The organism is Kineococcus siccus (assembly GCF_009906795.1).
Lineage (GTDB): Bacteria > Actinomycetota > Actinomycetes > Actinomycetales > Kineococcaceae > Kineococcus > Kineococcus siccus.
The window spans coordinates 1-13,091 of the sequence record NZ_JAAALN010000123.1 but is presented as its reverse complement, the minus strand read 5'-3'; the positions used below and the strand labels follow the sequence as shown (position 1 = coordinate 13,091).

The window sequence follows — 13,091 nt, the reverse complement described above, 5'->3', positions numbered from 1 at the left end:
CCCCAGAACGCACCGCCGAGCCAGCCCAGCACGCTGGAGCCGAGGTAGTAGGCGAACGTGTAGAGCGCCGAGGCCTGCGCCCGCACGCCGGGGCGGGCGCGCGCCCCGGTCCAGCCGGACGCGGTGGCGTGGGCGGCGAAGAACCCCGCCGTCAGCAGCACGAGCCCCGCGACCACGAGGGGCAGCGGCCCGGCCAGGGTCAGCAGGCACCCCGCGGCGAACGCCGCGCCGGCGGCCAGCAGGACCGTGAGCCGGGAGGTGCGCTCGGCCAGCCGGCCGGCGAGCGCGGAGCTCGCGGTCCCGGCCAGGTAGGTGACGAACAGCAGGCCCACCACCGTCTGCGACAGCCCGTACGGCGCGGCGAGCAGCCGGAAGCCCAGGTAGTTGTAGACCGTCACGAAAGCGCCCATCAGCAGCAGCGCCTGCGCGTACAGGACCAGCAGGCCGGGGTCGGCGAGGGCGGCGGAGAGCCGCCGCGCCAGGCCCGCCTCGCCGGGGGCCCGGCGGCGGCCCGTGAACCCCCGCGAACGCGGCACGAGGACGCAGAACACGACGGTGGCGGCCACGCCGAGGACGGCGACGGCCCCGACGCCCCAGCGCCACGACGCCAGGTCGGCCACGGCGCTGGACACGACGCGGCCGGAGAGCCCTCCGACGGAGGTCCCTGCGACGTAGGCGGCGGCCGCGCGGGCCACGTGCGCCGCGCGCACCTCCTCGGCCAGGTAGGCCATCGCCACCGCCGGCAGCCCCCCGAGCGCGGCGCCCTGCAGCGCGCGCAGCACCAGCAGGCCGCCCAGCCCGGGCGCGACGGGCACCGCGAGACCCAGCGCGCTCGCCAGCACGACCGAGGCGACCATGGCCGGCACCCGGCCGACGCGGTCGGCGAGCGCGCTCCACCCGACGACGCCCACCGCGAGCGCGCCCGTGGCCACCGAGACGCCCAGCGCGGCCCGGGAGGCGGTGACGTCGAGGTCACCGGCCAGCGCGGGCAGCACGGCCTGGACGGAGTAGAGCTGCGCGAAGGTCGCGACCCCCGCCGCGAACAGCGCCACGACGATGCGGCGGTACCCCGCGCTGTCCCGGGCGTGACCCGTCCAGGGCACAGCGCTCGTGCGGGGTCCGGCGGTCGGGTGGGGCCCGGCGGTCGGGTCGGGCACGGTCACCCCGACGACGCTAGGCAGGCGCGACCGATGCGTCCAATGCATGGAGCACGTCGGACCGATGCGATGCTGGGGGCTGTGCCGGAGCGGGAGCGCGGGAGCGTGGACGGGTCAGCGGACCGGGAGGTCGAGAACGCGCTGCGCGCGCTCGCGGGACCGCTGCGGATCCTCGTCGCGGTCGCCGAGCACGGGCACGTGACGCGGGCCGCGGGGGCCCTGGGGCTCGGGCAGCCCACGGTCAGCCGGGCGCTGGCCCGGGTCGCGGAGGCCGTGGGCGTCCGGCTGCTCGTCCCCGCGGGGCGCGGCGTGCGGCTCACGGCCGCCGGGACGGCGCTGGCCGCGGCGGCCGCGCGGGCGCTCGCGGAGCTCGAGCGCGGGGTGCGCCGGGTGCGCGAGGACGACGCCCCGGGCACCGGCCGCGTCGCGCTGGGCTTCCTGCACACGCTCGGGCCGAGCGCGGTCCCGGCGCTCGTGCGCGCCTTCCGCGACGAGCACCCGCACGCCCGGTTCTCGCTGCGGCAGGGCGCCGCCGCCGCGCTGCTCGCCGAGCTCGACGCGGGCGCGGTGGACCTGGTCCTCACGTCACCGCTGCCGCGGCGCGCCGGCCTGGTGGTCCACGCCCTGCTGGAGCAGCCGCTCGTCCTGGCGCTGCCGCCGGGCCACCCGCTCGCGGCCCGGGCCCGGCTGCGCCTCGCCGACGCGGCGCACGAGGAGTTCGTCGTCTTCGAACCGGGCTACGGGCTGCGCAGCACGGTGGACCGGATGTTCGCCGAGGCCGGCGTCGCGCCGCGGATCGCGTTCGAGGGGCAGGACGCCGACACGGTGCGGGGGCTCGTCGCGGCCGGTCTCGGCGTCGCGGTCCTGCCCGCGGCCGACGGCGCGCGCGGCGTGGTCGAGCGCCCGCTCGAGGGGGCGACGACGTCGCGCACGCTGGGCCTCGTCTGGCGCGAGGGCGACCTCCCCCGCGCGGCCGCCGCCTTCCGCGACGCCGTGCTGCGCCACCCCGCCCCGCTGGGTCCCGGGCCGGTCGGCCCCTGAGCGGTCGCTGGGACGGGCCCCCTGTGCCACTGTCGCCGGAGGGGACGTCGACGTCCCCTCGAGACGAGGAGGACGACATGGGCCTGGACGACAAGATCAAGAACGCGGCCGAGAAGGTCGGCGGTCAGGGCAAGGAGAAGGTCGGCGCCGCGACGGGTGACGAGGAGCTGCGCGCCGAGGGCCAGGGCGACCAGGCGAAGGGCTCGCTCAAGCAGGCGGGCGAGAACGTCAAGGACGCCTTCAAGTAGCACCGAGACCCCCCGTGGTCGTGCCGGCCGCACCGGCACGACCACCCGCGGGCCCGGGTCAGCGACCGCCGCTGACGTCCAGCGTCGTGCCCGTGACGTAGGACGCCGCGTCGGACATGAGCCACACCACGGCCTCCGCGACCTCGGAGGCCTCGCCCCCGCGGCCCATCGGGACGCTGCGCTGCAGGCGTTCCACGCGTCCCGGCTCCCCCGCGCTGGCGTGGATGTCGGTGCGGATCAGGCCGGGGCGCACGCCCGCGACGCGGATGCCGTCCGCCGCGACCTCGGCCGCGAGACCGACCGTCAGGACGTCGACGGCCGCCTTCGACGCCGCGTAGTCCACGTACTCCCCCGCGCTGCCGAGCACGGCCGCGCGCGAGGACACGTTGACGATCGTGCCGCCCCCGCGCGTCGCGAGCCGGCGCACCGCCGCCGCCGCGCACAGGAAGGCGCCCACCACGTTGACGTCGAGGACGCGGCGGATCCGCTCCCCGTCCAGGTCGACGACCCTCGCCTGCGGCGCGGCGATCCCCGCGTTGTTCACGAGCCCGCCCAGCGGGCCCATCGCGTCGGCCTCGGCGAACAGCCGCCGCACGTCCGCCTCGACGGAGACGTCCGCCTGCACCGCCTTGACGCGGGTCCCCAGCTCCTCGGCCGAGGAGGCGACGGCGTCGGCGGCCTCCCGGCGCGTGGCGTAGCTGAAGCACACGGGGATCCCGCGCGCCGCGAGCGCCTGCACCACCGCCGCGCCGATCCCCCGGCTGCCGCCCGTCACCACCACGGTCCCGTCCACGCGAGGACCGTAGCGTCAGGCGAACACCTCGCGTGTCCACAGGTGCAGCAGCGCGTAACCGCGCCAGGGTCGCCACGGTTCCGCGCGCGCGGTCGCCTCCCGGGCCGGGACACCGCCCAGCGCCCGCCGCAGGACGAGGTCGGAGCCGAGGAACGCGTCGGAGTCGCCGAGCACCCGCAGCGCCACGTAGTCGGCGGTCCACGGCCCGATGCCGCGCAGGGCCAGGAGGTCGGCGTGCGCGCGGCGCGCCGCGTCCGGGTCGCGCGCGGCCGCGTCGAGGTCAAGGCCCTCGGCCAGCGCGACCGCGAGCGCGTGCAGGGTCAGGGCGCGGGCCCCGGTGACCCCCGTCGTGGCCCGCAGCACGTCCGGCCCGGCGCCCGCGAGCACCGCGGGCGACGGGAACGCCGTGAGCCCGGCCGCCACGGGCCGCCCCAGCGCCGCGACGAGGCGGCCGCCGAAGGTCCGCGCCGCGGCCAGCGACACCTGCTGGCCGAGGACGGTGAGCAGCGCCGTCTCGGCGCCGTCGACGGTGCGCGGGACCCGCAGGCCCGGGCGGGCCGCGACGAGGGGCGCGAGGTCGGGCGACGCCGCGAGCGCCGCCTCCACGGCGTCGGTGTCCGCGTCCAGGTCCAGCCACCGGCGCACCGCGGCCAGCACGGCCGCGGACGGCTCGCCGGAGTCCACGCGGACCCGCACGGTCGTGCTGCGCGGCGCCGCGCCGAGGTCGACGGTCACGACGACCGGCCCGTCCGGGGACGGCACGACCCGCGTGTGCTCACCCGTGACGGGGTCGTGGCGCTCGGCCCCCGGCAGGGCGTGGGCGAGCAGCCACCGGCGAAGCGGCTCGACGTTCACGGCGGTGCGCGCGGTCAGGACGGTCACGGCTGCCCCCCGTCGGGCTCGCCCGCGAACACGGGCGGCGGGGCGGGCGCGAGGTCGGGGTCGTCCTCGGCGAAGGTGCGGACGCGGCCGACGGGGGTGTGCGGGCCCTCGAAGCGGACGGTGACGCGCCCGACGCCGGACCCCTGCACCCAGCCGGGCCCGTGCTCGGCGTGCACGACGTCCTGCCCCGGTCGCCAGCCGACCGCGACGGCCGGGGGGCCGTAGGGCTGCTCGCTCCCGCCCGGGGTGACGGGCGGGGCGCCCGGGTCGGCCCCGGGGCCCGCGGTGGCCGCCGCCGGCTCCTGGTCGCCGGCGGCCAGCCCGGGCTGCGGGCCGTCGTCCGGCGCGAGGGCGTCGTCCGGCGCGAGGGCGTCGTCGGCCTGCAGGTCGGCGAGGAGGTCGGTCTGCGAGTACTCCGAGAGCCCCGACACCCCGACGCCGAGCAGCCGGACGCCGTCGGCGACGTCGAGGCCCGCGAGCAGCTCCGCCGCCCGGGCCGAGATCTCCGCGGCCGACGACGTCGCCCGGGTCAGGGTGCGCGAGCGGTTCAGCGTCGTGAAGTCGTAGCGCCGCACCTTGATCGTGACCGTGCGGCCGGACACGCCGGAGGCCGCGAGGCGAGCCGCGACCCGGTCGGCCATCCGGCGGGCCCGTTCCGCGAGGTCGCGCGGGTCGGTGAGGTCGGTCGCGAACGTCTCCTCGGCCGAGACCGACTTCGCCTCCCGCTCGCTCACCACGGGCCGCGGGTCGATGCCGCGCGCGAAGGCCAGCAGGCCGCCGCCGTGCGCCTTGCCGAACGTCCGCACCAGCTCGGCCTCGTCGGCCTGCGCGAGGTCGGCGACGGTCCGGATCCCGCTGCGGGTGAGGCGGTCTGCGGTCAAGGCCCCCACCCCGGGCAGGGTCCGGACGGCGAGCGGACCCAGCACAGCGGCCTGCTCGGCCGGCGGCACGACGACCAGCGCGTCGGGTTTGCGCAGGTCCGAAGCGATCTTCGCGACGAGCTTGCTGGCGCCCACGCCCACCGAGACCGTGAGGCCCGTCGCGGCCCGCACCCGGGCCCGGAACCGCTCGGCGATCGCCGTGACCTCCTCGACGTCGATGGTGGGGTGCTCGACGGTGAGGTCGACGTAGGCCTCGTCGAGGGACATCGGCTCCACGAGGGGCGACAACTCCCGGGCCAGCTCCATCACCCGGTCGGACACGACGCGGTAGGCGTCGAAGCGGCCCGCGAGGTACGCCGCGTTCGGGCACAGGCGCCGCGCCTGCTGCGTCGGCATGGCCGAGCCGATCCCGAACACGCGGGCCTCGTAGGAGGCGGTCGCCACCACCCCGCGCCAGCCCGTCCCGCCCACCACGACGGGCCGGCCCCGCAGCGACGGCTTGTCCCGCTGCTCGACCGCGGCGAAGAACGCGTCGAGGTCCAGGTGCAGCACGCCGGGGCGCGAGGGGTCGGGGTGGTGCACCCCCCGATTCTGCGCGCCCTACCGTGGCGAGGGTGCTGCCGCCCCGACGTCGACCCGTCCGCGCCACCGCGGGGGGTCCCGCGTGGACCTGAGCACGGGGACCTACGTCGCCCTGGCGCTCGCCGCGCTCGTCGTCGGGTTCTCCAAGACCGCGATCGGCGGGGCCGGGCTCGTCGCCGTCGCGGTGTTCGCCGCGGTCCTGCCGGCCCGCGAGTCGACGGGGACGATCCTGCCGCTGCTCCTCGTGGGCGACGTGTTCGCGATCGCGGCCTACCGGCGCCACGCCGACTGGGGCCTGCTGGTGCGGCTCTTCCCGTCCGTCGCCGTCGGCGTCGTGGTCGGGGTGGGTTTCGTCGCGGTCGTCGACGACACCGTCATGCGGCGCTCGATCGGCGTCGTGCTGCTGGCCCTCGTCCTCATCCACGTGCTGCGCCAGCGCCGCCTCGCTCGCACGGGCGGGGCCCTGCCCGCCTCCCGCACCCGCCGGCTGCTCCTCGCCGGCGCCTTCGGGTTCCTCGCCGGGTTCACGACGATGGTCGCCAACGCCGGCGGGGCGCCCATGGCGATCTACCTGTTCACGATGGCCCTGCCCGTCATGGCGTTCCTGGGCACCGGCGCCTGGTTCTTCTTCATCGTCAACCTGTTCAAGCTGCCGTTCAGCATCGCGCTCGGGCTCATCAGCGTCGACTCCCTCGTGCTGGACCTGTGGCTCCTGCCGGCCGTCGTCCTCGGCGCGCTGCTCGGGCGGTGGGTCGTCGGGCGGCTCGACGCGAAGAGGTTCGAGAACCTCGTCCTGGGCGCGGTCGTCGTGTCGAGCCTGAACCTGGTGCGCTGACGTGGGCGCGGCGCGGTGGCCCTCAACCCGGGTGGGGCTGCTGCGCCTCGCCGCCCAGCGCGTCGCGGCCCCGCTGCCGGGGGCCGCGCAGGTCGTGCGCCACCTCGGCGCCTTGCAGGCCCAGGACCTGCGGGCCGCGGCCACCGCCGTCGCGCTGCGGCACGGGGCCGCCGACGTGGCGGGGTTCCGGGCGGCGCTCGCGGCGGGCGAGGTCGTGCGCACGTGGCCGATGCGCGGCACGCTGCACCTGCTGGCCGCCGAGGACGCCGGCTGGGTGCTGGGCCTGACCGCGCCCCGCACCGTCACCGCGCTCACCACCCGGCGCCGCGAGCTGGGGCTCACCGAGGCCGTCGCCGAGCGGGCCCGCGACGTCGCCGTCGGCGTGCTCACCGGCGGGCGCGCCGCGCGCCGCGCCGAGCTCGCCGCGGCCTGGACGGCCGCGGGCCTCGACGTCGGCGGGCAGCGCACGCCGGTGCTCCTCGCGCACCTGGCCCTCACGGGCACCCTCGTCCTGGGACCGCCGCAGGGCCGCGAGCAGCTCGTGGTCCTGCTCGCGGAGTGGGTGCGCTCACCCCGGCGGCTGGAGGGTGAGGACGCGCTCGCGGAGTGGGCCCGGCGCTACGTCACCGGGCACGGGCCGGCGACCGCGCACGACTTCGCGGCCTGGACGAAGCTGCCGCTGACCGCGGCGCGGCGGGCGTTCGCGGGGGTGCGCGCCGGGTTCGAGGCCCTCGACGTCGACGGCGTGGAGCACCTCGTGGCCCCCGACGCGGTCGAGCTGCTCGCGGCGTCCGGCGCCGCGGCTCGGGCGGTCCACCTGCTGCCCGGCTTCGACGAGTTCCTGCTCGGCTACGCCGACCGCCACCACGTCCTCGCCCCCGAGCACGCCGACGCCGTGTGCCCCGGCGGGAACGGGGTCTTCCGGGGCATGGTCGTCACCGGTGGTCACATCGTCGGCACGTGGGTGCGCGAGAGGGGGACCGCGGCGACCACCCCCTTCACCGCCTTCGCCCCGGCCGTCACGGCGGGTGTCGAACGGCGGCTGCGCACGCTGCCGAACGGGTTCCTCGACGACCCACCGGCCCCCGCCCGCGGCCGCGCCCGGGCGTCCCGAACGGCCGCACCTCCGGCTCCGCCGACCGGGGGAAACCGGGCGGACGGGCTCTAGGAAGGTCGGGGAGCGCACCGATCACTGGGCTGCGGGGCCAGCCCGCCCCCGACGAGAGGACGTCCCGTGCCCGGACCCAGCAGCCCCACCGTCAGCGTCGCCTCCGTGCTGGCGGCCCAGGCCTACGTCGAGTCGCGGCCCGCGCCCGCCCCCCGCCGGGCGACGACGGTCGCGGAGCCCTCGGCGCCCGCGCCCGTCCCGACCGACGGCTCCGTGACGCCGGTCGGCGACGCCCGCCGCGCCCGCCACTGGTCCACCCTGGGCGCCGCCCGCCGCGCCGTCCTCTGACGCGGGCGGGGCCTGCGCTCCCCGACGCCTCAGGTCGCCCGGCGCGTCACGTGGCCATGTCCACGAAGCGCGAGTAGTGCCCCTGGAACGCGACGGTGATGGTGTCCGTCGGGCCGTTGCGGTGCTTGGCGACGATGAAGTCGGCCTCCCCGGCGCGGGGAGACTCCTTCTCGTACATGTCCTCCCGGTGCAGCAGGATGACCATGTCCGCGTCCTGCTCGATGGAGTTGTGGACCGCGATGCCGTTCGCCACGAAGTTGTGGCCGCCGGCCACGGTGGCGTCGTAGACCTGCTCCTCGCCGTCCGGTTCGATGGCCACGACCTCGTCCCACAGGACGTCGTTGACGGCCATGACCTCGAGGTCCGCGTCACCGAGCAGTTCCGCCACCTTGCCGAGGCGCTGGCGCGACGGGGCGTGCTTCCACTGGGGGCTGCCGCAGAAGGCGGTGCCCATGGCGGCCGCGAACTCCCGGTGGGTGATGCCCTTCTCCACCAAGACGGAGCGGACGTCGTCCCAGACCTGGCGGGGAACGGTGTCCACGTTGCTGTTGGCCTCGACGTCGCGGATCACGTCGAGGAGGCGTGCCGCTGCCTGTCCGCGGGCCCCGTGGACACCGATCTCCTGCAGGAAGCGCCGCTGGTCGTCGACGCCGGACACGTCGAGCGTGTAGCCGGGACGGTAGGTGCCCTTCGGCGTGGCCGTCCGCACCCGCGTCGAGATCCCGAAGCGCAGCAGCAGGCGGGACACGTCGTCGATGAGCCGTCGGCTCGTCGAGGCGTAGCAGATGCGCCCACCGCGCCCTGCCGCGTTGACCGTGACCGACCCGTCGGTGGCCCACAGGTGGTTGAGGAACAGGGCGATCTGCCGCTTGGGCAGGTGGAACAGCTCGGCCGGGACGAACTTCTCGTAGCTGCGCGACCCGAAGAGCCCGAGGTCGTCGAGCCACGCCGCGATCGGGTTCCGGCGCCCGTGCGTCAGGTGGTACGGCGCCGGCAGCCGCAGGCTGGTGCAGCGCGCCGCCGCGTACTCGTCCCGCACCGCCGTGATGCCGAAGGCGCGGGTGGCGGCCCCCGTCACCGCCGCGAGGTTCTCCTCGTCGACGCTGGCGTAGCGCAGCGGCTGACGCCGCACGAAGGAGCCGTCGCCGATCAGGTGCGCCAGGAGGAGCACGCGGTCGTCGTCCCAGCTGGCGATCCGCTCGGGGGCGGGGACGTGGCGCGGGACCGCGAGCCGCGAGCCCACCTGCAGCTCGCCCAGCGGCGTCCAGCCCTCGTAGGTGAGGAAGGGGTGGTTGGCCGTCGCCCGCACGACCTTGCCCGACGCGGTCCGCATCCTGAAGACGGGGCGGACGCCCGTCGGGAAGACGTGGGTGAGGTGCCGGCGGACGTAGCGCAACGACTCGTCGAGCGTCCAGACCGGGACGTCGCGCGCCTGCAGCGCGAACAGCTCCTCCATCGTGGTCTCCGCGCCGGTGTCGGCACGCAGGACGCGGGTGTCGGCGGTGAGGCACCCGGACTCGCGGAGGTCGCTGATCATCGGCTTCTTGTCGGTGCGCTGCTCCGGACCGCGGTTCAGCTGCGAGAGCGCGATGACGGGGACCTCGAGCTCCTTGGCCAGCAGCTTCAGGGCCCGGGAGAACTCGGCGACCTCCTGCTGGCGGCTCTCGACCTTCTTCCCGGAGGACATGAGCTGCAGGTAGTCGACGATGACGAGCTTCAGGTCGGCCTTCTGCTTCAAGCGCCGGCACTTCGACCGGATCTCCATGAGCGACATGTTCGGCGAGTCGTCGATGTAGAGCGGCGCGTCGGCCAGGGCGCCCATGGTGCGGGCGAGCTTGGTCCAGTCGTCCTCGCGCATCGTGCCCTTGCGCATGTTCTGCAGCGGGATGCGCGCCTCGGCGGACAGCAGGCGCATCGAGATCTCGTTGCGGCCCATCTCCAGGGAGAAGATCACCGACGCCAGACCGTGTTTGATCGAGCAGGCCCGGGCGATGTCGAGTCCTAGGGTGCTTTTCCCGACTGCGGGTCTCGCCGCGATGACGATCATCTGACCGGGGTGCAGGCCGTTGGTCAGGCCGTCCAGGTCGGCGAAGCCCGTGGGGACGCCGACCATGCCCTCGCCGCGGTGCGCGGACGCCTCGATCTCGTCGATCGCGCCCTCGATGATCTCGCCCAGCGGCGCGTAGTCCTCGCGGACCCGCTTCTCCGTCACGGCGTACACGGCGGCCTGCGCGGCGTTGACGATCGTCTCGACGTCGCCCCCGTCGGTGCCGTAGCCCATCTGCACGATCCGGGTGCCGGCCTCGACGAGGCGGCGGAGCACGGCGCGCTCGCGGACGATCACGGCGTAGTACCCGGCGTTGGCGGCGGTGGGCACGGTGGAGATCAGGTCGTGCAGGTACGGGGTGCCGCCGACGCGGGAGAGCTCACCGCGGTTGGTCAGCTCCGCCGACACCGTGACCGGGTCGGCCGGCTCGCCGCGGCCGTAGAGGTCGAGGATCGCCTCGTAGATGAGCTCGTGCGCCGGGCGGTAGAAGTCCACGCCCTTGAGGGCCTCGACGACGTCGGCGATGGCGTCCTTGGAGAGCATCATCCCGCCGAGCACGCCCTGCTCCGCGGCGATGTCCTGCGGGGGCATCCGTTCGTACGGCTCGCTGCCGACGGAGGGGCCGCGGTCGCTGCCGCCCCGGCCGCCGCGACGGGGCTCGTCCTCGAATCCGTCCCACTGGGTGGGCAGGTTCTCGTCGATCGTCACGCAGCGCCTCTCTCTCCTGCAGGTGTCCGCCGAACGTCTCGACGGGGCAGTCCTACAGGGCGCCGCCGACACTGGTGCACGGCCGCGGCAGGGTCAAACCGCCCTGTGCACAGCCCCGTTGACAACCTGTGGACGACGGGGGGACGGTTGTGCACAGGCGGTGGACAACCCTGGGGACAACACGCCGAAGGGCGACCGGTCTGGTGGGTGATCAGCCTCTGACCTGCGACGATGTCGTCCACCCCGTGTGGAGGGGAAAGTCTTCCGGACGACGGGCGGGTGGCCAGCGTGTTGCGGTCCGGTAACGGTCTGGCCCGGCGACTCCAGGTGACGCGCCGTGATGCCGACATCCTCCGGTTGGCCGTCCCGGCGCTGGGCGCCCTCGTCGCGGAGCCGCTGTTCCTGCTCGCCGACTCCGCGATCGTCGCCCGGCTGGGGACGCTGCCCCTGGCCGGGCTGGGCCTCGCCGGCGCCGCCCTGTCGACCGCCGTCAGCGTCTTCGTCTTCCTCGCCTACGGCACGACCGCGAGCGTGGCGCGCCGCCTGGGCGCCGGCGACGAGGCCGGGGCGCTCGCGCAGGGGGTCGACGGCATGTGGCTCGCGCTGGGCCTCGGGGTGGTCACGGCGGCGCTCGCCGTGCCGGGCGCGGGCTGGGTGGTCGACGCCCTCGGGGCGTCCGCCGCGGCCCGCCCCTACGCCGTGACCTACCTGCACCTCAGCCTGCCCGGACTGCCCGCCATGCTCGTCGTCCTCGCGGCCACGGGGGTCCTGCGCGGCCTGCAGGACACCCGGACGCCGCTCGTCGTGGCGGGGGCCGGGGCCGTGCTCAACGCCGTCCTCAACCTCCTGCTCGTGCACGGCCTGCACCTCGGGATCGCCGGGTCCGCGATCGGCACGGCCGGCACGCAGGTGCTCATGGCGGTCGCGCTCGCCGTCGTCGTGGCGCGCGGCGTGCGGCGCACCGGCGCCCGCGTGCGGCCCCACCCGTTCGGCGTGCTGCGGACCGCGCTGGAGGGCGTGCCGCTGCTGGTGCGCACGCTCACGCTGCGCGCGGCCCTGCTGCTGACCACGGCGGTGGCGGCCGCGCAGGGCGACGCCTCGGTCGCCGCCCACCAGGTCGCCATGACCGTCTGGACCACGACGGCCCTCGCGCTCGACGCCCTCGCGATCGCGGCGCAGGCGCTGGTGGGGCGCGCGCTGGGCGCCGCCGACGTCGAGGGCGTGCGCGCGAGCGTGCGGCGGATGGTGCAGTGGGGCGTCGCCGTGGGCGCCGTCCTCGGCCTCGTCGTCGGCGTCGCCGCCGGGGGTGTCGCGGGGTTCTTCGCCCCCGACGCGGACGTGCGCGCGCAGCTGGCCGCCGCGCTGCTGGTGGTGGCCGCGTCGCTGCCCCTCGCGGGCTGGGTGTTCGTCCTGGACGGCGTCCTCATCGGCGCGGGCGACGGCCGCTACCTCGCCCGGGCCGGGCTGGTCACCCTCGCGGTCTACGCGCCGCTCGCCGTCCTCGTCGCCCAGGTCGCGCCCGCGGGCCGCACGGGGCTGGTCTGGCTGTGGATCGCCTTCGCCGGCGCCTTCGTGCTCGCGCGCCTGCTCACCCTCGTGCGCCGCGAGCGGTCGGGCGGCTGGATGGTGACGGGCGCCTGAGGCGCCTCAGAACCGCCGGTTCGCGAGCACCGGCAGGCTCGCGCGCGCGGCCGCGACCTGCGCGAGGTCGAGGTCGACGACCAGCGTCCCCGCGGCCGCCCCGAGCTCCGCGACGACCTCGCCGAGCGGCCCCACGACCCGCGAGTGCCCCACGCCCGTCGGGGCGCCGGTCGGCTCCTCGCCCGTCGTCGCGGGGTCGGCCTGCCCGCAGGCCAGCACGAAGCACGTCGAGTCCAGGGCGCGCGCCGCGGTGAGCAGCTGCCACTGCTCGACCTTGCGCGGGCCGGCCCCCCACGACGCCGCGAGGGCGACCACCTGCGCGCCACGGTCCGCGAGCGCCTGGAACAGCCCCGGGAACCGGACGTCGTAGCAGGTCGCGAGGCCGACGCCGACGCCGTCGACGTCGATCACGACGGGCTCGGTGCCGGCCTCGACGGTGCGGGACTCCGCGAAGCCGAAGGCGTCGAAGAGGTGGACCTTGTCGTAGTGGGCGCGCACGCCCGCGCCGACGGCGAGCAGGGTGTTGCGGACGCGACCGTCGGGGGCGGGGGTGAAGGACCCCGCGACGACCGTGAGGCCCGCGGCGTCCGCGAGGCGCTCGACGGCGCTCGCCCACGGGCCGTCGACGCCTTCCGCGACCGGGCCGAGCGGGACGCCGAAGCGGCAGATCATGGCCTCGGGGAGCACGAGCAGCCGGGCGCCCGCGTCGCGGGCGCGGTCGACCTCCGCCGCCACGAGACCGAGGTTGGCCTGCGGGTCGGTCGTGCTGGTCGTCTGGGCCAGGGCGGTGCGCACGGGACCTCCGGGTCGTGTCCGGGTG

Annotated in this window: 12 protein-coding genes; 6 read left to right on the top strand and 6 right to left on the bottom strand. The window is 76.4% G+C overall.

Annotated elements, in window-relative coordinates; genetic code table 11:
• A partial coding sequence (locus GTR02_RS13935) for an MFS transporter (RefSeq protein ID WP_205709250.1) occupies positions 1-1,163 on the bottom strand: 1,163 nt, incomplete at its 3' end.
• Between the two features lie 99 nt (positions 1,164-1,262).
• Between GTR02_RS13935 and GTR02_RS13930 the strand changes: the two genes are divergently transcribed.
• Positions 1,263-2,198: a LysR substrate-binding domain-containing protein gene (locus tag GTR02_RS13930; protein WP_205709249.1), complete on the top strand. Its 936-nt coding sequence runs from the start codon at positions 1,263-1,265 to the stop codon at positions 2,196-2,198.
• Positions 2,199-2,275: 77 nt separating this feature from the next.
• Positions 2,276-2,446, top strand: coding sequence for a CsbD family protein (locus GTR02_RS13925; protein WP_166608098.1), 171 nt, complete (start codon positions 2,276-2,278; stop codon positions 2,444-2,446).
• A 58-nt stretch (positions 2,447-2,504) separates the two neighbouring features.
• Here the strand turns inward: GTR02_RS13925 and GTR02_RS13920 are convergent, their stop codons facing one another.
• The 3 genes from GTR02_RS13920 to GTR02_RS13910 are packed head-to-tail and all read right to left on the bottom strand — an operon-like array spanning position 2,505 to position 5,584.
• Positions 2,505-3,239, bottom strand: a complete 735-nt coding sequence (locus GTR02_RS13920; protein ID WP_166608097.1) for an SDR family oxidoreductase — start codon at positions 3,237-3,239, stop codon at positions 2,505-2,507.
• A 15-nt stretch (positions 3,240-3,254) separates the two neighbouring features.
• The gene (locus GTR02_RS13915; protein ID WP_338073807.1) at positions 3,255-4,121 is read right to left on the bottom strand and encodes a DNA-3-methyladenine glycosylase family protein; all 867 of its coding nucleotides are present in this window, start codon (positions 4,119-4,121) and stop codon (positions 3,255-3,257) included.
• Positions 4,118-5,584: a DNA polymerase IV gene (locus GTR02_RS13910; RefSeq protein WP_166608096.1), complete on the bottom strand. Its 1,467-nt coding sequence runs from the start codon at positions 5,582-5,584 to the stop codon at positions 4,118-4,120. The genes GTR02_RS13915 and GTR02_RS13910 overlap by 4 nt, the downstream gene beginning before the upstream one ends.
• Before the next feature lie 82 nt (positions 5,585-5,666).
• Here GTR02_RS13910 and GTR02_RS13905 point away from each other — a divergent pair, with 82 nt between their 5' ends.
• The 3 genes from GTR02_RS13905 (at position 5,667) to GTR02_RS13895 (ending at position 7,875) form a co-directional block, all read left to right on the top strand.
• Positions 5,667-6,419, top strand: coding sequence for a TSUP family transporter (locus GTR02_RS13905; protein WP_166608095.1), 753 nt, complete (start codon positions 5,667-5,669; stop codon positions 6,417-6,419).
• Positions 6,420-6,450: 31 nt separating this feature from the next.
• Positions 6,451-7,587 (top strand): DNA glycosylase AlkZ-like family protein, encoded by a 1,137-nt coding sequence (locus GTR02_RS13900; protein WP_166608094.1) that lies wholly within the window; start codon positions 6,451-6,453, stop codon positions 7,585-7,587.
• A 66-nt stretch (positions 7,588-7,653) separates the two neighbouring features.
• Complete coding sequence (locus GTR02_RS13895; RefSeq protein WP_166608093.1) at positions 7,654-7,875, top strand: hypothetical protein; 222 nt, start codon at positions 7,654-7,656, stop codon at positions 7,873-7,875.
• 46 nt (positions 7,876-7,921) lie between these two features.
• Here the strand turns inward: GTR02_RS13895 and GTR02_RS13890 are convergent, their stop codons facing one another.
• Complete coding sequence (locus GTR02_RS13890; RefSeq protein WP_205709252.1) at positions 7,922-10,612, bottom strand: replicative DNA helicase; 2,691 nt, start codon at positions 10,610-10,612, stop codon at positions 7,922-7,924.
• A 345-nt stretch (positions 10,613-10,957) separates the two neighbouring features.
• Between GTR02_RS13890 and GTR02_RS13885 the strand changes: the two genes are divergently transcribed.
• Positions 10,958-12,271 (top strand): MATE family efflux transporter, encoded by a 1,314-nt coding sequence (locus GTR02_RS13885; protein ID WP_338073806.1) that lies wholly within the window; start codon positions 10,958-10,960, stop codon positions 12,269-12,271.
• 6 nt (positions 12,272-12,277) lie between these two features.
• On the opposite strand, the gene GTR02_RS13880 is transcribed toward GTR02_RS13885, so the two are convergent.
• Positions 12,278-13,066 carry a carbon-nitrogen hydrolase family protein gene (locus GTR02_RS13880; protein WP_166608090.1) on the bottom strand — a complete coding sequence of 263 codons (789 nt, stop codon included), beginning with the start codon at positions 13,064-13,066 and terminating at the stop codon, positions 12,278-12,280.
• Positions 13,067-13,091: the final 25 nt, after the last annotated feature.